The sequence below is a fragment of the Rhodovulum sp. BSW8 genome, assembly GCF_003314725.1.
Taxonomy (GTDB): Bacteria; Pseudomonadota; Alphaproteobacteria; order Rhodobacterales; family Rhodobacteraceae; genus Rhodovulum; species Rhodovulum visakhapatnamense.
Map to the genome: position 1 here is coordinate 96,859 of NZ_QNVX01000053.1, position 19,936 is coordinate 116,794.

At 67.5% G+C, this 19,936-nt stretch carries 21 protein-coding genes and 1 riboswitch; of the genes, 12 read left to right on the forward strand and 9 right to left on the reverse strand.

Features of this window, described 5'->3' with window-relative positions:
* Nucleotides 1-27: 27 nt before the first annotated feature.
* The 6 genes from metK to miaB all read right to left on the reverse strand — a co-directional run bounded on the left by metK (nucleotide 28) and on the right by miaB (nucleotide 6,901).
* A complete protein-coding gene (gene metK / locus DSD19_RS19130) occupies nucleotides 28-1,194 on the reverse strand; it encodes a methionine adenosyltransferase (RefSeq protein ID WP_075786784.1) in 1,167 nt (388 codons plus the stop codon).
* 7 nt (nucleotides 1,195-1,201) lie between these two features.
* A riboswitch (SAM-SAH riboswitch) is annotated at nucleotides 1,202-1,251 on the reverse strand.
* A gap of 41 nt (nucleotides 1,252-1,292) precedes the next feature.
* Nucleotides 1,293-2,801, reverse strand: coding sequence for an apolipoprotein N-acyltransferase (gene lnt, locus DSD19_RS19135; protein ID WP_113670766.1), 1,509 nt, complete (start codon nucleotides 2,799-2,801; stop codon nucleotides 1,293-1,295).
* A 5-nt stretch (nucleotides 2,802-2,806) separates the two neighbouring features.
* Complete coding sequence (locus DSD19_RS19140) at nucleotides 2,807-3,712, reverse strand: hemolysin family protein (protein ID WP_075786786.1); 906 nt, start codon at nucleotides 3,710-3,712, stop codon at nucleotides 2,807-2,809.
* Nucleotides 3,713-3,749: 37 nt separating this feature from the next.
* Entirely contained in the window at nucleotides 3,750-4,250 is a 501-nt protein-coding gene (ybeY, locus tag DSD19_RS19145; protein WP_075786787.1) for an rRNA maturation RNase YbeY, read from the reverse strand.
* Nucleotides 4,251-4,304: 54 nt separating this feature from the next.
* Nucleotides 4,305-5,321, reverse strand: a complete 1,017-nt coding sequence (locus DSD19_RS19150; protein ID WP_113670767.1) for a PhoH family protein — start codon at nucleotides 5,319-5,321, stop codon at nucleotides 4,305-4,307.
* A 245-nt stretch (nucleotides 5,322-5,566) separates the two neighbouring features.
* The gene (miaB, locus tag DSD19_RS19155) at nucleotides 5,567-6,901 is read right to left on the reverse strand and encodes a tRNA (N6-isopentenyl adenosine(37)-C2)-methylthiotransferase MiaB (protein WP_113670768.1); all 1,335 of its coding nucleotides are present in this window, start codon (nucleotides 6,899-6,901) and stop codon (nucleotides 5,567-5,569) included.
* 148 nt (nucleotides 6,902-7,049) lie between these two features.
* On the opposite strand from miaB, the gene DSD19_RS19160 reads away from it, so the two are divergent.
* Complete coding sequence (locus DSD19_RS19160; protein WP_113670769.1) at nucleotides 7,050-7,922, forward strand: hypothetical protein; 873 nt, start codon at nucleotides 7,050-7,052, stop codon at nucleotides 7,920-7,922.
* A gap of 121 nt (nucleotides 7,923-8,043) precedes the next feature.
* Here the strand turns inward: DSD19_RS19160 and irr are convergent, their stop codons facing one another.
* Nucleotides 8,044-8,484, reverse strand: coding sequence for a Fur family transcriptional regulator Irr (gene irr / locus DSD19_RS19165; RefSeq protein WP_113670770.1), 441 nt, complete (start codon nucleotides 8,482-8,484; stop codon nucleotides 8,044-8,046).
* A 158-nt stretch (nucleotides 8,485-8,642) separates the two neighbouring features.
* Here irr and fabA point away from each other — a divergent pair, with 158 nt between their 5' ends.
* Genes fabA through DSD19_RS19180 form a run of 3 tightly spaced genes read left to right on the forward strand, consistent with a single transcriptional unit; the run spans nucleotide 8,643 to nucleotide 11,201 of the window.
* Nucleotides 8,643-9,152 carry a bifunctional 3-hydroxydecanoyl-ACP dehydratase/trans-2-decenoyl-ACP isomerase gene (gene fabA / locus DSD19_RS19170; RefSeq protein WP_075786792.1) on the forward strand — a complete coding sequence of 170 codons (510 nt, stop codon included), beginning with the start codon at nucleotides 8,643-8,645 and terminating at the stop codon, nucleotides 9,150-9,152.
* A 24-nt stretch (nucleotides 9,153-9,176) separates the two neighbouring features.
* Nucleotides 9,177-10,406 carry a beta-ketoacyl-ACP synthase I gene (gene fabB, locus DSD19_RS19175; protein ID WP_075786793.1) on the forward strand — a complete coding sequence of 410 codons (1,230 nt, stop codon included), beginning with the start codon at nucleotides 9,177-9,179 and terminating at the stop codon, nucleotides 10,404-10,406.
* A gap of 6 nt (nucleotides 10,407-10,412) precedes the next feature.
* Entirely contained in the window at nucleotides 10,413-11,201 is a 789-nt protein-coding gene (locus DSD19_RS19180) for an enoyl-ACP reductase (protein WP_113670771.1), read from the forward strand.
* A 75-nt stretch (nucleotides 11,202-11,276) separates the two neighbouring features.
* Here the strand turns inward: DSD19_RS19180 and DSD19_RS19185 are convergent, their stop codons facing one another.
* On the reverse strand, nucleotides 11,277-11,705 hold the full coding sequence (locus tag DSD19_RS19185; protein WP_075786795.1) for a peptidylprolyl isomerase: 429 nt from the start codon (nucleotides 11,703-11,705) through the stop codon (nucleotides 11,277-11,279).
* Nucleotides 11,706-11,836: 131 nt separating this feature from the next.
* Nucleotides 11,837-12,217 carry a VOC family protein gene (locus DSD19_RS19190; protein WP_075786796.1) on the reverse strand — a complete coding sequence of 127 codons (381 nt, stop codon included), beginning with the start codon at nucleotides 12,215-12,217 and terminating at the stop codon, nucleotides 11,837-11,839.
* Between the two features lie 115 nt (nucleotides 12,218-12,332).
* On the opposite strand from DSD19_RS19190, the gene DSD19_RS19195 reads away from it, so the two are divergent.
* The 8 genes from DSD19_RS19195 (at nucleotide 12,333) to DSD19_RS19230 (ending at nucleotide 19,830) form a co-directional block, all read left to right on the forward strand.
* Nucleotides 12,333-13,025 (forward strand): haloacid dehalogenase type II, encoded by a 693-nt coding sequence (locus tag DSD19_RS19195; RefSeq protein ID WP_113670772.1) that lies wholly within the window; start codon nucleotides 12,333-12,335, stop codon nucleotides 13,023-13,025.
* Nucleotides 13,022-13,858, forward strand: coding sequence for an alpha/beta fold hydrolase (locus DSD19_RS19200; protein WP_113670773.1), 837 nt, complete (start codon nucleotides 13,022-13,024; stop codon nucleotides 13,856-13,858). The genes DSD19_RS19195 and DSD19_RS19200 overlap by 4 nt, the downstream gene beginning before the upstream one ends.
* Nucleotides 13,855-14,835: a threonine/serine dehydratase gene (locus DSD19_RS19205; RefSeq protein ID WP_113670774.1), complete on the forward strand. Its 981-nt coding sequence runs from the start codon at nucleotides 13,855-13,857 to the stop codon at nucleotides 14,833-14,835. The genes DSD19_RS19200 and DSD19_RS19205 overlap by 4 nt, the downstream gene beginning before the upstream one ends.
* On the forward strand, nucleotides 14,832-16,013 hold the full coding sequence (locus DSD19_RS19210; protein ID WP_113670775.1) for an endonuclease/exonuclease/phosphatase family protein: 1,182 nt from the start codon (nucleotides 14,832-14,834) through the stop codon (nucleotides 16,011-16,013). Before DSD19_RS19205 ends, DSD19_RS19210 begins: the two co-directional genes overlap by 4 nt.
* Before the next feature lie 59 nt (nucleotides 16,014-16,072).
* Nucleotides 16,073-16,867, forward strand: coding sequence for a 3-oxoadipate enol-lactonase (gene pcaD / locus DSD19_RS19215; RefSeq protein ID WP_113670776.1), 795 nt, complete (start codon nucleotides 16,073-16,075; stop codon nucleotides 16,865-16,867).
* 128 nt (nucleotides 16,868-16,995) lie between these two features.
* The gene (locus DSD19_RS19220; RefSeq protein WP_075786802.1) at nucleotides 16,996-17,703 is read left to right on the forward strand and encodes an alpha/beta fold hydrolase; all 708 of its coding nucleotides are present in this window, start codon (nucleotides 16,996-16,998) and stop codon (nucleotides 17,701-17,703) included.
* The gene (locus DSD19_RS19225; protein WP_113670777.1) at nucleotides 17,700-18,545 is read left to right on the forward strand and encodes a 3-keto-5-aminohexanoate cleavage protein; all 846 of its coding nucleotides are present in this window, start codon (nucleotides 17,700-17,702) and stop codon (nucleotides 18,543-18,545) included. The genes DSD19_RS19220 and DSD19_RS19225 overlap by 4 nt, the downstream gene beginning before the upstream one ends.
* A gap of 55 nt (nucleotides 18,546-18,600) precedes the next feature.
* Nucleotides 18,601-19,830: a TCR/Tet family MFS transporter gene (locus DSD19_RS19230; RefSeq protein ID WP_113670778.1), complete on the forward strand. Its 1,230-nt coding sequence runs from the start codon at nucleotides 18,601-18,603 to the stop codon at nucleotides 19,828-19,830.
* The last annotated feature ends 106 nt before the right edge of the window (nucleotides 19,831-19,936 follow it).

The following is a 19,936-nucleotide window of genomic DNA, read 5'->3' on the forward strand; positions in this document are numbered from 1 at the left end:
CCCGGAAAGGCCCGGCGCGGTCCCGCCTCAGAACGCCTTCTTCAGCGCCTCGGCCAGATCGGTCCGCTCCCAGGAAAAGCCGCCATCCTCCTCGGGCATCCGGCCGAAATGGCCATAGGCCGAGGTCCGGGCATAGATCGGACGGTCCAGACCCAGATGCTGACGGATGCCGCGCGGGGTCAGGTCCATCACCTGCCCGACCGCCTTCTCGATCTCGGCCTCCGGCACCTTGCCGGTGCCATGGGCGTCGACATAGATCGACAGCGGCTTGGCCACGCCGATGGCGTAGGACAGCTGCAGCGTGCATTTCGAGGCCAGACCCGCCGCGACCACGTTCTTGGCCAGATAGCGCGCCGCATAGGCCGCCGACCGGTCCACCTTGGTCGGGTCCTTGCCCGAGAAGGCACCGCCCCCATGGGGGGCCGCCCCGCCATAGGTGTCGACGATGATCTTGCGCCCGGTCAGACCGGCATCGCCGTCGGGACCGCCGATCACGAAGGTCCCGGTGGGGTTGACCCACCATTCGGTGCCCTCATGCAGCCAGCCCTCGGGCAGGACCTCGCGGATATAGGGCTCGACGATGGCGCGGATGTCGTCCGAGGTCTGGTCCTCGCTCGCATGCTGGGTCGAGAGCACGATCGAGTCGACCGCGACCGGGCGGCCATGCTCATAACGCACGCTCAGCTGCGACTTGGCATCGGGCCTCAGCGTCGGCTCGGCGCCCGATTTGCGGGCCTCGGTCAGGCGGCGCAGGATCGCATGGGCGTACTGGATCGGCGCGGGCATCAGCTCGGGCGTCTCGTCGGTGGCGTAACCGAACATGATCCCCTGGTCGCCGGCGCCGTCCTTGTCCACGCCTTGCGCGATATGGGCGGATTGCTCGTGCAGGAAGTTCAGCACATGGCAGGTGTTCCAGTGGAACTTGTCCTGCTCGTAGCCGATATCCCGGATGCACTCGCGGGCGATTTCGCCGATCGAGCCCATCAGCTGTTTCAGGCGGGTCTTGTCGGAAAGCCCGACCTCGCCGCCGATCACCACAAGCGACGAGGTCGCGAAGGTCTCGCAGGCAACGCGGGCATTGGGTTCCTCGGCGAGGAAGGCATCCAGAACCGCGTCGGAAATGCGGTCGCAGACCTTGTCGGGGTGTCCTTCCGAAACGGATTCGGAGGTGAAGACGTAGTTTTGACGTGTCATGGAAAGGCGCTCCGTTGATGCTATCCCCGCCACGCCAGGAAGCCGTTGTGACGGTTCGACCGGTCGGGCTTACGCCGCCACCTGTCAGGAATCAATGTCTATTTCAGGGCGCGGGTTGCGACGAAAGCGGCCAGCCCCAGACAAAGCACCAGAAAGACCGGCCAGTCGCCGGTGCGCGCATAGGGCGTTTGGGCCAGCGCCGGGGGCAACGGGGCGGTGATCTGGCCCTGCTGCCCCAGCGGCAGGCTGGCCAGCACCCGCCCATGCCCGTCGATCACCGCCGAGACCCCGGTATTGGCCGCGCGCAGGAAGGGCAGCCCGGTCTCGACCGCCCGCAGCCGCGCCAAGGCCAGATGCTGATAGGGGCCGGTGCTGGTGCCGAACCAGGCGTCGTTGGTGATCTGCAACAGCCAGCGCGGCCGCGCGGTCCCGCGCAGATCCTGCGGAAACACCGCCTCGTAGCAGATCAGCGGCAGCGCCTTCCCGAGCCGCGCGCCCAGATCGAGCAGCCGCGGCCCCGGCCCCGGCGCATAGCCATAGACATCGTTCGCCGCGAGCCCCCGGATGCCGAACCGCCCGAGCAGAGCCGCCCCGGGGATGTACTCGCCGAAGGGCACCAGATGATGCTTGTCGTAAAGCCCAAGAAGCCGACCGCCCGCGCCGATCACCGCGAGGCTGTTATAGGCCAGCGGCCCGTCGGCACGCTGGATGCCCGCCGCAACCGGCACCCCGCCCGCCGCCTCTGCGATGGTCTCCAGCCCGTCCCCGGCGGTCTCGAGCCAGAAAGGCACGGCGGTTTCGGGCCAGACGATCAGATCGGGCAGCGGGTCGCCCGGTTCGGCGGTATAGGCCAGCTGGCGCTCCCAGAAGACCGGGATCATGTCGCGGCGCCATTTCAGATGCTGCGCCGCATTCGGCTGAATCAGCCGCACCTGCGGCGGATCGGCCTCCGTCGGCACCGGCACCGCCTGCCGCGCCGCCCCCCACAGCCCGAGCCCCGCCACCGCTGCCACGGCAAACCCGGCGCCAAGGCTCCGGCCCGGCCCGACCGGCAGCAGGACCGGCAGCGCCGCGACCAGAAGCGTGACGAGGGTCAGCCCGTATTGCCCTGTGAGGGCGGCCAGCTGCATCTGCGGCGCCCCGATCCAGACATGGCCGGGCAGCGCCCAGGGAAAGCCGGTCAGGACATAGCCGCGCGCCAGTTCCGCCGCGGACAGCGCCAGCACGAAGGCCAGCGCCCGGGCGCGCGGACCGCGCCCTGCCCATCCGGCAAAGGCCCCGGCCGCGCCCCAGAACAGCGCCAGCCCTCCGGCCATCAGCACCAGCGCAAAGGGCGCCATCCAGCCGTCCTGGCGGATATCGACAAGGAAGGGATCGACGATCCAGGACAGCGCCAGCGCAAACTGCCCCGCGCCGCCAGCCCAGGCGATCCGCGCCGCACGTCCGGGCGTTTCCGCCCGGGCCACCAGCCAGATCAGGGCGGCCAGCGCGCACAGCGCCAGCGGCCAGAGCGACCAAGGGGCCTGCCCCAGCGCAAGACCCACCCCCAGCCCGAAGGCCACCCAGGCGGGCCGGGCCAGCACCCGGCGGAACGGACCGGCCCGCATTCGGGTCAGGCAGAGGCCGCAGCGGCGGCGGTCACAGCGGGCAGACGCACCCGCAGCCGCTTGATCCGGCGCGGATCGGCGTCGACCACCTCGAACTCGGCGCCCGAGGCATGGCGGATCACCTCGCCCCGCGCGGGCACCCGACCGACCATCATGAAGATCAGACCGCCAAGCGAATCGACCTCTTCCTCTTCCTCGGCATCGAGCAGCCGCAGGCCGATCTCGTCCTCGAAGGCATCCAGCGGCGCGCGGGCCTGCACAAGATAGATCCCGGGCTTCTCGACGGTCCAGAGCGCGCCCTCGTCGATGTCGTGTTCGTCCTCGATCTCGCCGACGACCTGCTCGATCAGATCCTCGATGGTCACCAGACCGTCGACCCCGCCATATTCGTCGATCACCAGCGCCATGTGCATCCGCTGGCTCTGCATCTTCTGCAAGAGCACCCCGATCGGCATCGAGGGCGGCGCATACAGCAGCGGCCGGATCATGTCCTTCAGCACGAAGGGCGTGTCCTTGCCGTTGAACCCGTGGCGCAGGGCGAAATCCTTGAGGTGAATCATGCCGATGGGCGAGTCGAGTGTGCCGTCATAGACCGGCAGCCGGGTCAGCCCGGATTCGCGGAAGACCTGCACCAGATCCTCCATCGAGATGTCCAGCGGCACGGCGTCGATCTCGGCCTTGGGAATGGCCACATCCTCGACCCGCATTTTGGCAAGGTTGCCGATGCCATGGGTCAAGGCCGGTCGCGCGACCCCGTTGGCCGCGACGCTGTCCCCGCCTTCTTCGTACTCTTCGGCGCCTGCAGGCAGGATCGCCGCTACCAGCCGGCCCAGAAGGCCCCGGCTGTCCAGATTGTCGGTGTCTAGCGCGCCTTGCGCGGCCCTAGACGACCCGTCCGTCTCGTCGCCCATCAATCCTTACCGAAACTCCCGGGCATTTGGGCCCGTCTCAGTCATATGGGTCAGCCAGACCGAGTTTGGCAAGTATTTCCACCTCGATCCCCTCCATCCGGGCGGCATCCCGCGGACGAATGTGGTCGTATCCCAACAGATGCAGGCATCCGTGTACCATCAGATGCGTTACATGATCATTAAACGCCTTGCCCTGCTCGCGGGCCTCGCGGGCGCAGGTCTCCCAGGCGATGGCGATATCGCCAAGCTCCACAGGCTCGCCCTCGAAATCCGGCTCGGGCAGCAGCGGCGCCTCGCCATCCTCCTCGGCCGCCAGATCCTCGGCGGGCCAGGACAGCACGTTGGTCGGCGCAGGCTTGTCGCGGAACTCGGCGTTCAGGATGGCGATGCGCGCATCGTCGCAGGCCAGGACGCTGATCTCGTGGATCTCGGGATCGAACTCCAGATGCGTCAGCGTCTCGCGGCAGGCACTCTCGGCCAGCTGCGCCAGACCTGCAGCGGCCCAGCGGTCGTCCTCGAAGAGAATCTCGATGCTCATGGCCGCGTCGTCTACCGCGAAACCCGGCGGCGTTACAGTCCGTTCGCAACCGGGTCAGGCTTTCGCATCGTCGGCGTCGTAAGCTTCGATGATCCGGGCCACCAGCGGGTGCCGCACCACATCCTTGGCGGTGAAATAGTTGAACGAAATGTTGTCGATGTCCTTCAGCAGCCGTTCGGCATCGGCCAGCCCGCTCGACACGCCGCGTGGCAGATCGACCTGGCTCCGGTCGCCGGTGATGACCATGCGGCTGCCCTCGCCCAGTCGGGTCAGGAACATCTTCATCTGCATGGTGGTCGCGTTCTGCGCCTCGTCGAGCACCACGAAGGCATTGGCCAGCGTGCGGCCGCGCATGAAGGCCAGCGGCGCGATCTCGATCCGTTTCTCCTCGATCAGCTTGGCCAGCTGCCGCCCCGGCAGGAAATCGTGCAGCGCGTCGTAAAGCGGCTGCATGTAGGGGTCGACCTTCTCCTTCATGTCGCCGGGCAGAAAGCCCAGCCTCTCGCCCGCCTCGACCGCAGGACGGCTGAGAACGATCCGGTCGACATGGCCGCCGATGAACATGTTCACCGCCACCGCCACCGCGATATAGGTCTTGCCGGTCCCGGCCGGACCGATCCCGAAGCAAAGCTCGTTCTCGAACAGCGCCTTCACATAGGCCTTTTGCGCCTCGGTCCGCGGTTCGACCATCTTCTTGCGGGTATGGACCTCGGTCCGCCCGCCATGGAACATCTCCAGCTGGTCGCCCGCCCGCGCACCGGTGCCATCGGCGGAATCGCCCAGCCGGAGCGCCCCGTCGATATCGCCCGCCTCAAGCGGCTTGCCGCCCTCGAGCCGGGCGTAAAGCTGTTGCAGCACCATCGCCGCCTGCCCGCGGGCCGCGCCTTCGCCAACGATCGCCAGCCGGTTGCCCCGTCGGAGGATGTGAACGCCGAGCTTGTGCTCGATCTGCGCGAGATTGCGGTCGAATTCGCCGCAAAGGTCGATCAGAAGGCGGTTGTCCGGAAACTCGAGAAACGTCTCGTGGACGTCTTCGACCTTCGGCGGGGGGGTCAGAGCGCTGATGCCCAATAAAGACTCCGTCGGTTGAATCCCGTGCAGATATGGTGCCAACGCCCCGGTAAGGGCGCAAGCGATAGCTGCGATGTTTCACCTCGTTGAAACAAAAAAGACCTAACCCCGCGTGCGCGGCGACCAGGGCTTGTGCAGAACGCGCCTGCGCTTCTTGCCCGGACTTGGCTTCGCACTGACCGAACCGGCGACCGGCCGGATCGGTTCCCGGCGGTCTTTTCCGGCGTGCTCGGTCTCCGCGCGCGTCACCCGGCCAGGACGCCCGCCAGCGAGTTCGGCGCGGTTCCGGTGATCGCCACCTCGGCGATCCGGCCCAGAAGCGTCTCGGGCGCCTCGACATGAACCGCCTGCAGGTGATCGGACTTGCCGACGAGCTGGCCCGGCATCCGCCCGGCCTTCTCGAACAGCACGCCCACCCGGCGCCCGACCATCGCCGCCTGCGCCGCCACTTGCTGGTCGGTCAGCAGCGCCTGCAGCCGCAACAGCCGGTCGGTCTTGACGTCCTCGTCGATCTGGTCGCGCTCGGCCGCGGGGGTGCCGGGGCGGGGCGAATACTTGAAGGAATAGCACTGGCCGTAACTGACCGCGCGCACCAGCGCCAGCGTGTCCTCGAAATCGGCCTCGGTCTCGCCCGGGAAACCCACGATGAAATCGCCCGACATCAGGATATCGGGGCGGGCCGCGCGGACGCGCTCGACCAGGCGCAGGTAGTCCTCGGCCGTGTGCTTGCGGTTCATCGCCTTCAGCATCCGGTCGGACCCCGACTGCACCGGCAGATGCAGGTAAGGCATCAGTTCGGGCAGTTCGCCATGGGCGGCGATCAGGTCGTCCGACATGTCGTTCGGATGCGAGGTGGTATAACGCAACCGTTCGATCCCGTCGATCGCGGCCAGTTCGCGGATCAGCCGGGCCAGCCCCCAGTCGCCGCCGGGACCGGCGCCGTGATAGGCATTGACGTTCTGGCCCAGCAGCGTGATCTCGCGCACGCCGCGTTCGGCCAGATCGCGGGCCTCGGCCAGCACCTGCGACGCCGGGCGCGAGGCTTCGGCGCCGCGCGTATAGGGCACCACGCAGAAGGCACAGAACTTGTCGCAGCCCTCCTGCACGGTCAGGAAAGCACTCGGGCCGCGCGGCGCCTTCGGGCGCCCGCCCAGACGGTCGAACTTGTCCTCTTCGGGGAAATCTGTGTCGAGCGCCTTGGCGCCGCCGCGCGCCCGCGCCTCGAGCTCGGGCAGGCGGTGATAGCTTTGCGGTCCCACCACCAGATCGACCAGCGGCTGGCGGCGCAGGATCTCTTCGCCCTCGGCCTGGGCGACGCAGCCCGCCACGCCGATCTTCAGGTCCGGGTTCTCGACCTTCAGCGCCCGCAGCCGCCCGAGTTCGGAATAGACCTTCTCGGCCGCCTTCTCGCGGATATGGCAGGTGTTCAGCAGGATCAGGTCGGCGCCCTCGGCGCTGTCCGTCAGCTCATATCCCGACGGGCCCAGCGCCTCGGCCATCCGTTCGCTGTCATAGACGTTCATCTGACAGCCATAGGTCCGGATGAACAGCTTGCGGGTCGGAGGAGTGGGGGAGGTCATGCGCGCGTCCTTCCGGTCTGCGGACCGGTCTGCCGGGTCGGTTGCGCGCTGTCCTACACGAAACCGGGCGCGGGCCGCAACGCTTGCATCCCGCTTGCATATGGGCGCGCCCTGCCCGACCCTGCGCCCAAGGCCGAGGAGGACCGCCATGGCGGGGCAATATGCGGGGCTGGCAGAGTTTCTGGGACGGGCGCGCGGCGCGCTCGGCCCGCGCCCGGTCGCGCTGATCTTCGTCGAGGACGAGATCGAGGTCGAAAGCACCGTCGACCATCTCGATGCGCTGGGCTTCGGCACGCTGGTCCTGTTCACGCCCGAGGGGCTGGATCTGTCGCCCGGTGCGGCAGAGCGGGTGCACCGCGTGACCTACGACACCCTGGCCGAGGGCGCCCTGCCCCGGGCTGTCACCGCGGTGATCGCCAAGGCCCCCGGGGTCTGGCTGCATTACTGCTATAATGCCGAATACCTGTTCTTCCCGTTCTGCGAAAACCGCAGCATCGGCGAGATGCTGGCCTTCCATGCCGAAGAAAGGCGCGAGGCGATGCTGACCTATGTGGTCGATCTCTATGCCGCCGATCTCGACCTGTGCCCCAACGGGGTCTCGCGCGACGGCGCCATGCTGGACCGCACGGGCTATTTCGCCCGGCCCCGAACCGATCCTGCGACCGGCCGGTTGCTCGAGCGGCAACTCGACTTCTTCGGCGGGCTGCGCTGGCGGTTCGAGGAACACATCCCCGAGGACCGGCGGCGAATCGACCGGATCGGCCTGTTTCGCGCGCGGCCGGGGCTGCGGCTGCTTGACGGGCATCTTCTGAACGAGCCCGAGATGAACACCTATGCCTGCCCTTGGCACAACACCCTGACGGCGGCGATCTGTTCGTTCCGGGCCGCCAAGGCACTGCGCACCAATCCCGGCTCGCGGTTCGAGATCGCGCGGTTCCGCTGGCCGATGTCGGACGCGTTTCGCTGGGAGTCCCAGCAACTGATGGATCTGGGGCTGATGGAGCCCGGGCAGTGGTTCTGAGACCAGATGGGCGCGGTCCCCGGCAGCCCCAAATACAAAGAGCCCGGGAAAGAACCCCTTCCCGGACGCCATATTTCCTTTTCGTCGCCGGGGCCGCTCCCTTGCGGAACCGGCTCCGGGGTCAGATCCGCCGCAGCCGGATCACGACGTCGATCTTCGAGATCTCGGCGCCTTCGGGCGCCTTGGGAAGCTTGGTGATCTCCAGCTCGCCCGCCGGGGCATCGCTCAGCCGGTGCTCGTCTTCCCAGAAGAAGTGCGGATGGTCGTCGACCCGGGTGTCGAAATAGCTTTTCGTCCCGTCGACCATGACTTCCTGCATCAGGCCTGCATCGCAGAAGGCCCGAAGCGTGTTGTAAACCGTCGCCAGCGACACCTTTTCGCCGGTCGCGCAGGACGCCGTATACAGCGTTTCCGCCGTGACGTGGCGGTTGTTGCCGTCGCCGATCAGCAGCGAGGCAAGGCTCACCCGCTGACGGGTCGGGCGCAGACCGGCCTTGGAAAGCCAGCGGCTGCCGCGCTCGATGGCGTCGGGATTATTGGGGTTTTCATTCAGCTGTGCCATGGGCGATATATGGTGCGATCAACCCTGTAATTCAAATGATTCTGATCTGCAGCGACGCTTTGGCGCGGCATCGGGGCACTATTGCCACTTCGCAAGGCGCGGTGATAGAGGGGGCGGGACGCGAAACAGGCCAATCCAAAGGGGGGGACGGGTCCCGTATGACCGATTTTCCGACGAGCTTCGACAAGGACGAGCTCCTGAAATGCGCGCGGGGAGAGCTGTTCGGCCCCGGCAACGCGCAGCTGCCGGAACCGCCCATGCTGATGATGGACCGCATCACCGACATCAGCGCCGAGGGCGGCGAGCACGGCAAGGGGCATGTCGTGGCCGAGTTCGATATACGTCCGGACCTGTGGTTCTTTTCGTGCCATTTCCCCGGCAACCCGATCATGCCGGGCTGCCTCGGGCTTGACGGGCTCTGGCAGCTGACCGGCTTCAACCTCGGCTGGCGCGGCTGGAAAGGCCGCGGCTACGCCCTGGGCGTGGGCGAGGTCAAGCTGACCGGCATGGTCCGCCCCGAGCGCAAGCTGATCCGCTATTTCGTCGATTTCACCAAGGCCATCCAGACCCGTCGGCTGACGATGGGTGTGGCCGATGGCAGGGTCGAGGCCGATGGCGAAACGATTTATCATGTCAAGGACATGAAGGTCGCTCTGTCTGAAAGCTGATCCATCTTAGGAAAGGAGACCGCCATGCGCCGCGTCGTCATCACGGGCATGGGCATCATCTCGCCCATCGGCAATTCCACCGCCGAGGTCGAGGCGTCCCTGCGCGCCGGCCGCTCTGGCATCCGCTTCGAACCCGTCTATGCCGAGAACGGCTTCCGCAGTCAGGTCGCGGGCATCCCGCAGATCGACCTCGAAGCCTCGATCGACAAGCGTCAGCTGCGCTTCATGGGCGCGGGCGCAGCCTATAACTACCTCGCCATGGAACAGGCCATCGCCGATGCCGGGCTTGAACCGGGCGAGGTGTCGAACCCGCGCACCGGGCTGATCATGGGCTCGGGCGGCCCGTCGACGGCGAACTTCTTCGTCGCGCACTCGACCGTCAAGGACAAGGGCAGCCCCAAGCGGATGGGCCCGTTCATGGTCACGCGCTGCATGTCCTCGACCAACTCGGCCTGCCTGGCCACGCCCTTCAAGATCAAGGGCGTGAACTACTCGATCACCTCGGCCTGCTCGACCTCGGCGCATTGCATCGGCAACGGGACCGAGCTGATCCAGATGGGCAAGCAGGACGTGGTCTTCGCGGGCGGCGGCGAAGAGGTCGACTGGACGCTGTCCTGCCTCTTCGACGCGATGAACGCGATGTCGTCGAAGTACAACGACACCCCCGAAACCGCCTCGCGCCCGTTCGACGCGACCCGCGACGGCTTCGTGATCGCCGGAGGCGGCGGGGTCGTGGTTCTGGAAGAGCTGGAACATGCCAAGGCCCGGGGCGCCACGATCTATGCCGAAGTCACCGGCTACGGCGCGACCTCGGACGGCTACGACATGGTCGCCCCCTCGGGCGAGGGCGGCGTGCGGTCGATGAAGCTGGCGCTCGGCACCCTGCCCGAAGGCCGCAGGATCGACTACATCAACGCCCACGGCACCTCGACCGTCGCGGGCGACATCGTCGAGGTCAGGGGCGTGCGCGAGGTCTTCGGCGAGGACAGCATGCCGCCCATCGGCTCGACCAAGTCGCTGACCGGGCACAGCCTTGGCGCGACCGGCGTGCATGAGGCGATCTATTCGCTGATCATGATGCAGAAAGGGTTCATGGCGGCTTCGGCGAATGTCACCGAACTCGACCCCGAAATCCGGCCGGGCGAGATCGTGACCGAACTGCGCGACGGCATCGAGATCGACAGCGTGCTGTCGAACAGTTTCGGGTTCGGCGGCACCAACGCGACCCTGGTGATGAGCAAATATCACGGATGACCTGCAATGCCTGAGTTGATGAAAGGAAAGCGCGGCCTCGTCATGGGCGTCGCCAATGACCGGTCGATTGCCTGGGGCATTGCCAAGGCAATGGCCGACGAGGGGGCAGAGCTGGCCTTCTCGCATCAGGGCGAAGCCTTCGGCAAGCGGGTCGAGCCGCTGGCCGAAAGCGTGGGGTCGAACTTCCTGGTCGATGTCGACGTGACCGACGACGCCTCGCTCGATGCCGCCTTCGGCCGGATCGCCGAGGAATGGGGCAGCCTCGATTTTCTGGTTCATGCCATCGCCTATTCCGACAAGACCGAGCTGACCGGCCGGTTCATCAACACCTCGCGCGAGAACTTCAGGAACTCGCTGACGATCTCGTGCTACTCGCTGATCGAGGTGGCACGGCGCGCCCAGCCGCTGATGCCCAATGGCGGCACCATCCTGACGCTGACCTATCAGGGTTCGAACCGGGTGACGCCCTTCTACAACGTCATGGGCGTGGCCAAGGCCGCGCTGGAATCCGCGGTGCGGTATCTCGCCAACGATCTCGGCCCCGAAGGCATCCGCGTGAACGCGATCTCGCCCGGCCCGATGAAGACCCTGGCCGGCGCCGCGATTTCGGGCGGGCGCAAGACCTTCCGCCATACCGAAATGAACGCGCCGCTCGGCCGGAACGCGACGCTGGACTGCATCGGCGGCACCGCGGTCTATCTGGCCTCGGACTACGGCGCCTGCACGACCGGCGAGATCGTCACCGTCGACGGCGGCTACCACGTCCTCGGCATGCCGCGGTTCGAGAACCTCTGAGGACGCACGGTCTTTTCCCCGACCATCGGGGCACGGACCCGGGCCAGGCCCGGGTCTTCGCGTTTCCAGGGGCGCTCAGCCGATCGAGACCAGCTCGATTTCGAAGGTCAGATCCTTGCCCGCCAGCGGGTGGTTTCCGTCCAGCACCACTGTCTCTTCGGTCACTTCGGCCACGGTCACCGGCAGCACCTCGCCCTCGGAGGTCTGCACATTGAGCCGGGTGCCGATTTCCAGCGGAACCGAGTCGGGCACCTGCGCGCGCGGAATCGCCTGGGTGGCATCGGGATTATGCGCGCCATAGGCCTCGGCGCAGGGCACCTCGACAGTCTTTCTGTCGCCCTCGGACATGCCCGGCAGGGCGGCGTCGAGCCCGGGGATGATCTGCCCCGAACCCACGGTGAATTCGAGAGGGTCGCGACCCTCGGAGCTGTCGAAGGTCGAGCCGTCGGCCAGGGTGCCGGTGTAATGGATACGGACCTTGTCACCCGTTTGAACCTGGGTCATGCACGGTTCCTTTCACTGAGGCGGGTGGATTTGCGGAGGCCGCGCGCATCGCGCGGGTACTCCGGACGTGGCACAAGCCTAGACTGTCGGTCCCAGATGTAAACCCTGTCGCCCGGACACGCCGCGCCGGTTCAGCGTGCCGGCGTGATCAGCCCCATCGCCGCGCCGGTCGGGTCCAGGACGATGGCGATGCGTCCGATCCCGGGCACGTCGAAGGGCTCGCGCAGAACCGAACCGCCCCGGCTGCGGGTGTCCTCCAGCGCCTTGTCCAGGCGGTCGACCGCGAAATAGCTGAACCAGTCCGCGGGCGCGGTCTCCATGCCCGGCAGCATAGCCATGTCCATGACCCCCGCCACCGGCTGAGCGCCGCAATGGGCGACATGGTAGACCCCCGCCCCCATCGGCATCGGCTGGAAATGCCAGCCGCAGACCGCCTTGTAGTATTTCAGTGCGCCCGGAACGTCATGGGTCATCAGTTCCGTCCACCAGACCTTGCCGTGGTTCTGCGACATCGTTTCCTCCTCCGGTTGCCGCCCGCAGCCTAACCGGATTCGTGCGTCAGCGGCATGGCGGAACCTTCCACCCGTCACATCGCTGTGCCAATCTCGCCCCGCGAGGGAGGACGACATGCCGATCACCACCTGTATTTTCGACGCCTACGGGACGCTTTTCGACGTGGCCGCCGCCGCCCGCCGCGCCGCGTCCGAGCCCGATCACGCCTGTCTGGCGGACAGCTGGCCCGCCCTGGCCACCGCCTGGCGCGCCAAGCAGCTGCAATATACCTGGCTCCGGGCAATCACCGGGGCCCATGCCGATTTCGGGCAGGTCACCGGCGAGGCGCTCGACTGGGCGCTCGAGGCGCAGGGGCTGGCGGGCGATGCGGGGCTGCGTGCCCGGCTGATGGCGCTTTATCGCGAACTCGACGCCTATGCCGAGGTCCCCGCCATGCTCGAGGCCCTCAAGCGCGCGGGCAAGGCGACGGCGATCCTGTCGAACGGCACGCCCGACATGCTGGCTGACGCGGTCGAGGCCGCCGGGATCGGCGCCCTGCTCGACGATCTGCTGTCGGTCGAAAGCGTCGGCATCTACAAGCCCCACCCCTCGGTCTACGACCTTGTGGGCCAGCGCTTCGGATGCGACCGGTCCGAGGTCCTGTTCGTCTCGTCGAACGGGTGGGACGCGGGCGCCGCGGCGGGCTACGGTTTCGTGTCCGCCTGGGTCAACCGCGCGAACGAGCCGGTCGACCGCCTGCCCTGGCGTCCGGCCCATGTGCTGGCCGATCTTTCCGGGATTCCGCACCTGGCGGAGGCCATAGCATGATCCGGTTCGCGGCCGATGACGGCAGGATGCTGGCCTATGACGAGTGCGGCACCGGCACGCCGCTGCTTTGCCTCGCGGGACTTACCCGCAACATGGACGATTTCGAACCGGTGGTCGACGCCTTCGCCGACCGCGCCCGGGTCATCCGGCTGGACACCCGCGGCCGCGGCGGGTCCGACCCCGACCCGGATTTCATGAATTACAACCTGATCCGCGAAGGCCGCGACGCGCTGAACCTGCTCGACCATCTGGGGCTGCCGAAGGCCGCGATCCTCGGAACCTCGCGCGGCGGGCTGATCGCGATGATGCTGGCGGCCGGCCACAAGGACCGCCTGTCGGGCGTCTGCCTGAACGATATCGGCCCGCTGGTCGAACCGAGGGGGCTGGCCCATATCATGACCTATCTCGGCATCCCCCCGGACTATTCCGATTATGACGATGCCGCCCGGCGGCTCGAGATCGGCATGCGCGACCGCTTCCCCGGCGTGACCCGCGACCAGTGGCGCAGCTATGCCCGGCGGCTCTGGCGGCAATCCGAGGACGGGCTGGCGCTGCGCTACGACCCGGCGCTCCGCCATGCGGTGATGGAACAATCGGCAACCGACGCGCTGCCCGATCTCTGGCCGCTCTTCGACGCGCTCGCGGGGCTGCCGCTGGCGCTGATCCGCGGCGCGCATTCCGACATCCTCTCGCCAGAGACCGCGGCCGAGATGCGCCACCGCCGCCCCGACATGATCTATGCCGAGATCCCCGACCGCGGGCATACGCCCTTTCTTGACGAACCCGACGCGGTGGCTGCCATCGCGATCCTGCTGGAGCGCATTTCGAAATGACCATCGACCTGATCGACGCCGCCGCCGCTCGCCTCGCGGGCAAGGCAAGGCTGACGCCGCTTCTGTCCTCGCCCTTTCTCGACGACCTCGCGGGGCGGCGCGTTCTGGTCAAGGCCGAATGCCTGCAGCACACGGGCAGCTTCAAGTTCCGGGGCGGCTGGTCGGCGCTGACGGCGCTGTCGCCCGAGGCGCGGGCCTGCGGCGTGATCGCCTTTTCCTCGGGCAACCATGCCCAGGGCGTGGCGCTGGCCGCACGGATGCTGGGCGCGCCCGCCGTCATCGTGATGCCCTCGGATGCGCCCGGCCCCAAGATCGCCAACACCCGCGCCCTCGGCGCCGAGGTGGTGACCTATGACCGCGCCACCGGCGACCGCGACGCCATCGGCGCAGACCTGGCCGCCGCGCGCGGCCTGACACTGGTGCGGCCCTTCGACGACACCCAGGTGATCGCGGGCCAGGGCACCTGCGGGCTCGAGATCGCGGCCCAGGCCGCCGAGGCGGGGATCGACACGGCCGAGGTGCTGGTGCCCTGCGGCGGCGGCGGGCTGACCTCAGGCGTGGCGCTCGCGCTCGAGGCCCGGGCGCCGGGGCTGCGCGTCCGCCCGGTCGAGCCCGAGGGCTTCGACGACGTCGCCCGCTCGCTGGTCGCGGGCCGGATCGAGACCAATACCCGCCGCGCGGGCTCGCTGTGCGACGCGATCCAGACGCCCTCGCCGGGCGATCTGACCTTTCCCGTGATGTCCCGGCTTTGCGGCCCCGGGATCGTGGTCAGCGAGGACGAGGCGCTGCGCGCCATGGCCGCGGCCTTCGAGCGGTTGAAGATCGTGCTTGAACCGGGCGGTGCGGTGGCTCTGGCGGCCGCGCTCTATCATCCAAGGGACGTCGCGGGCGAGGCGGTCATCGCCATTGCATCGGGTGGCAATGTCTCGGCAGAAACCTTCCGCATGGCGCTAGACCGCTACGGGGATGCACCATGACGACTTTCACGATTGCAACATTCAACGTCCAGAACCTGATCGGCCCGGATCGCGAGTATTATCGTTTCGAGAAATACAGCTCAGTCGAACATGCCTGGAAGCAGGACTGGCTGGCCGATCAGCTGACCCGGATGAATCCCGACATCGTGGGCTTTCAGGAGATCTTCGAACCCGAACCGCTGCAACAGGTGATCGCGCTGGCCGACAGGCGCGGCGAGCAGTCGAACGCGGCCGGGCAGCCGGGGGCCGAACCCGGCCGGAAGGCGATCCACCGCAAGCAGCGCTATGACAGCTACGGCGAGACCGCGCTGGCCTTCGCCCCCAACATTGCCGATTCCGGCCCCGGCGAAAGGCGGCCCGGCGTCGCGATCCTGTCGCGCTTCGGCTTTGCCGACCAGCCGCAGTCGATCCAGTTGCTCGACCCGCCCGTCGACGTGCCGTTCCACCATCTGGGCGGGGGCGATGCGGGCCGCTATCAGATCCGGCGGCTGACCCGGCCGATCCTCAAGGCGCGCATCCCGGTCGGCGATCATGTCGTCACCGTCTTCAACGCCCATCTGAAATCGCGGCTTGGCGAATTCGTGCGCCCCCACGGCGCGCGCTTCTCGCCCGAAATCGACCTTCTGGACTACGACCCGGCGGGCCGGGCGATGGGCGCGCTCCGCTCGGGGCTGCGGCGGATGTCCGAAGCCTGGGTGCTGCGGCGCCTCGTACTGGACGAACTTGCCCTCGACCGGCCAGTGATCGTTCTGGGCGATCTGAACGACGACGACCGGTCGGCCACCCATGAAATCATCTGCGGCGAACGGCCCCTGCCCGATTACAGCTGGATGCGGCGGCCCACCCCGCAAGGCCCCGACGACCGCTATACCGCAGCCGAATCCGAGCAGATCCGCGAGGCCATCGACCGCGTCCGACTTCAGGCCGCAGCGCAGCTTTTCATGCGCAAGAGCCTGCGCGACATGGTCTATACCGCCTCCTTCGCCGGGGTCTATCAGGCGCTGGACGCGATCCTTCTGTCGCGCCATTTCGACCCGGACCGGGCCGACCGGATCGGCGAGATGATCCATTTCGGCGCCTATAACGACCACATCACCGATGGGGCCGAACCGCAGTCGCCCGCCGCCCGCATCGTTTCGGACCATGGCCAGATCATGGCCCATATCCGGCTGCGCTGATTGACGCTTCGGGCGCGCTCGGCCGTCCTGCGCCGCGAAAATCAGGGAGGACCCCCCGCATGAAGATCGCCGATCTGGGCGACGTCGCGTTGCATTACCGTGAGGATGGCGACCCCGACGGACCGCCCGTGGTCTTTTCCAATCCGCTGGGCTGCGACCTGCGGGTCTGGGACGCGGTGGTAGAGCTGTTGCCGCCCGGGCTGCGCGCGATCCGCTATGACATGCGCGGCCACGGCCTGTCCTCCTGTCCGCCCGGCCCTTATGCGATGGGCGTGCTGGTGCGCGATGCCGAACGGCTGCTCGAGTTTCTGGGGGGCCGCGATTGCGTCTTCGTCGGCCTGTCGATCGGCGGGATGATCGCGCAGGGGCTGGCGGTCAAGCGGCTCGACCTGGTCCGGGCGATGGTGCTGTCGAACACCGCCGCCAAGATCGGCACGGCCGCGATCTGGCAGGACCGGATGGCGATGGTGTGCGCAGGCGGGATCGAGGCATTGGCCGAGGGCACGATGGAGCGCTGGTTCTCGCGCCCCTTCCGCCAAAGCCCCGACTGCGCGCTCTGGCGCAACATGCTGACCCGCCAGCCGGTCGAGGGATATCTGGGCTGCTGCGCCGCCATTTCGGGCACCGATTTCTACACGCCGACCGCCAGCCTGACCCTGCCGACCCTGGCCATTGCCGGCAGCGAGGACGGCTCGACCCCGCCCGATCTGGTGCGGGAAACGGCAGCCCTGATCAAGGGCGCGCATTTTCACCTGATCCGCGGCGCGGGCCATCTGCCCTGCGTCGAGAAGCCCGGCGATTATGCCGATGTCCTGACCGCCTTCCTGAAAGAGATCGGCCATGTCGCGGACTGAGAAAGCGTCGCGAGAATGGTGAAATTCGAACCTCACGCCCCCTCTGAACGGCGGATATTCTGGTTTTTCGGGCATTTCAAACGCAAAAATCGAACATTCCGCGGTCATCCTTCGAAGGGCCTCCCGGCATGACCGCTTTTCTTCTGATCCATGGCTCCTGCCACGGGGCATGGTGCTGGCGCGACGTGCTGCCCGCCCTTCGGAACGCGGGGGCCGAGGCCCGCGCCATCGACCTCCCCTCACATGGCGACGATCCGACGCCGCTGGCCGATGTCACGCTCGACCTCTATGCCGATGCGATCCTCGACGCCATCGACGAACCGGTGATCCTGGTCGGCCATTCGATGGCCGGTTTCCCGATCTCGGCCGCCGCCGAGAAGGCACCCGAGAAGATCCGGTCGCTGGTCTATGTCTGCGCCTATGTCCCGGTCGCGGGCCTCTCGCTGGTCGACATGCGCCGCGCCGGGCCGCGCCAGCCCCTGCTTGACGCCATCGTCAAATCCGAGGACGGGGTTTCGTTCAGTTTCGATCCCGAGAAGGTGCGCGACAAGCTCTTTCACGATTGCCCGCACGAGGCCGTGGCCTACGCCAAGGCCCGGCTGGGGCCGCAGCCGATCCTGCCCCAGGCCACACCGATCGCGCTGAGCGAGCGCTATAGGTCTGTTCCGAAACGCTATATCCGTTGCCTGCAGGACCGCACCATTCCCCCTGACTATCAGGCGACCATGACTGCGGACTGGCCTGCGGACCGGATCGACGCCTTAAACTGTTCGCACTCGCCCTTCCTGGCCCAGCCCGAAGCGCTGGCGGCCCTTCTGTTGCGCGCCGCCGGATAACCCGTCCCCGTATCCTTTGCGCGGCGATCACCGGTTCGGTCGCGCGGAAGGAAGACAATCCGGCGGTGCCGATCACCGTGGCCGCGCAGGTCGAAAGCCTGCAGGACTGTTTCGAGGCCGGGGCCGCCATCGCCCATTGCCATGTCCGCAATGACGACCAGAGCCCAAGCGCCGACCCCGAGACATTCGCCCGCCTGATGGAGGGCATCCGCAAGCACTGCCTCGGCATCATCGTGCACGTCTCGACCGGCGGCCGGCCGGGCGCCGGCGCGGTCCGGGGCGGGATGCCGCCGTTCTGCCCCGACATGGCCTCGCTTGCGGTCGGATCGAACAGTTTTCCGACACGGGTTTACGGGAATCCGCCCGATCTGGTCGACTGGCTGGCCTCGGAAATGCAGAAATCCGATGTGAAGCCCGAAATCGCGGCCTTCGACCTCAGCCATATCTTCCAGGCGGTGAAGATGAGCCGGGACAGCCGCCTGAAGGCGCCGCTTTACGTTCAGTTCGCGATGGGTGTCAGGAATGTGATGCCCGCCGACCGCCCGAGCTTCGAATTCTATGTCGAGACGCTGAAGCGGATCGCCCCCGATGCCGAATGGTGCGGCGCCGGGATCGGGCGCCACCAGATCGAGATCAATGAATGGTCCATCGCGCCGGGCGGCCATACCCGCACCGGACTTGAGGACAATGTCCGGCTCGACAACGACAGACTGGCGCCCTCGACCGCCGCGCTGGTGCGGCGCGCGGCCGAGCTCTGCGCGCGCCACGGGCGCCCGGTCGCCAGCCCCATCGAGGCCCGCGCGATCCTCGGCCTGCCGCCCGTCCCCGCGAAGGGGGTTTGAACCGGACACGCCGCCGGGCTATGCCGAGGGCGTTCTTTCCCGCGGAAGGCCCGCCATGCCCCAGCCCCCTAACCGTCTTCCGATCGTCTTCATCCTGGTGACGCTGGTGCTCGACGCCATCGGGATCGGGCTGATCCTGCCGGTGATGCCGGATCTGATCCGCGACATCGACGGCGGCACGGGCCTTGGCCAGGCGGCGGTCTGGGGCGGGGTCCTGTCCACCGTCTTCGCGGTCATGCAGTTTCTCTGCGGCCCGACCGTCGGCAGCCTCTCGGACCGGTTCGGCCGCCGCCCGGTGCTGCTGATCTCGCTGGCGACGATGGCGCTCGATTATGTGGTGATGGCGCTGGCGGGTTCGATCTGGCTGCTGCTGGCCGCGCGCGTCGTCGGCGGCGTCACCGCCTCGACGCAGGCCACGGCCAGCGCCTTTCTGGCCGACATCTCGAAGCCCGAGGAAAAGGCCGCGCGCTTCGGCATGGTCGGCGCCTCTTTCGGGATCGGCTTCGTGATCGGGCCGCTCATCGGCGGGTTTCTGGGCGAGCTGGGCCCGCGCGCTCCGTTCTGGGCCGCCGCGGCGCTGGCCACGCTGAACCTGATCTTCGGCGCGCTCGTTCTGCCCGAGACCGTCACCGACCGCATCCGCCGCCCGTTCGAGTGGCGCCGCGCGAACCCCTTGGGCGCGTTCCGCGCCGTCGGCCGCCTGCCCGGCGTGCGGCCGCTTCTGCTGCTGTTTTTCCTCTATGAATTCGCGATGTTCATCTATCCGGCGATCTGGGCCTATTTCACCCAGTACCGCTTTGGCTGGAGCACGGGCACCGTCGGCATTTCGCTGGCGATGTTCGGGATCGGGGTCGCCATCGTGCAGGGCGGGCTGATCCGCGTCGTGCTGCGCGTGATGGGCGAGAGGATCGCGGTCTGGTACGGGCTTGGCTATAATTTCTTGGCCTTCATCGCCATCGGCCTGATCGGCAACGGCACCGCCGTTCTGGTGCTGACACCGATGATCGCGCTTGGCGCGGTTGTGACGCCCGCGCTTCTGGGCATGATGTCGAAGGCGGCCGACGACAACCAGCAGGGCGAGTTGCAGGGCATGGTCAGTTCGCTGCGGTCGGTCGCGATGATCGCCTCGCCGCTGGTGATGACCCAGACCTTCTTCCTGTTCAGCCGCCCCGACGCGCCCCTGCACCTGCCCGGTGGACCCTTCCTGCTGGCTGCGGGGGTGATGATCGTCTGCGCCACCGTCTTCGCGGCACGACGCGGCGCCCCCCGGACGGCCGGAGCCTGACCCGTCCTTCCCCCACGGCCCGCTCCCGGGTCGGGTCTGCGCGTATTGACAGGTTCGAAACCATGCGAAAGGTATCCCGAACCGGTGGGAGAACCGCGCCCGCCGG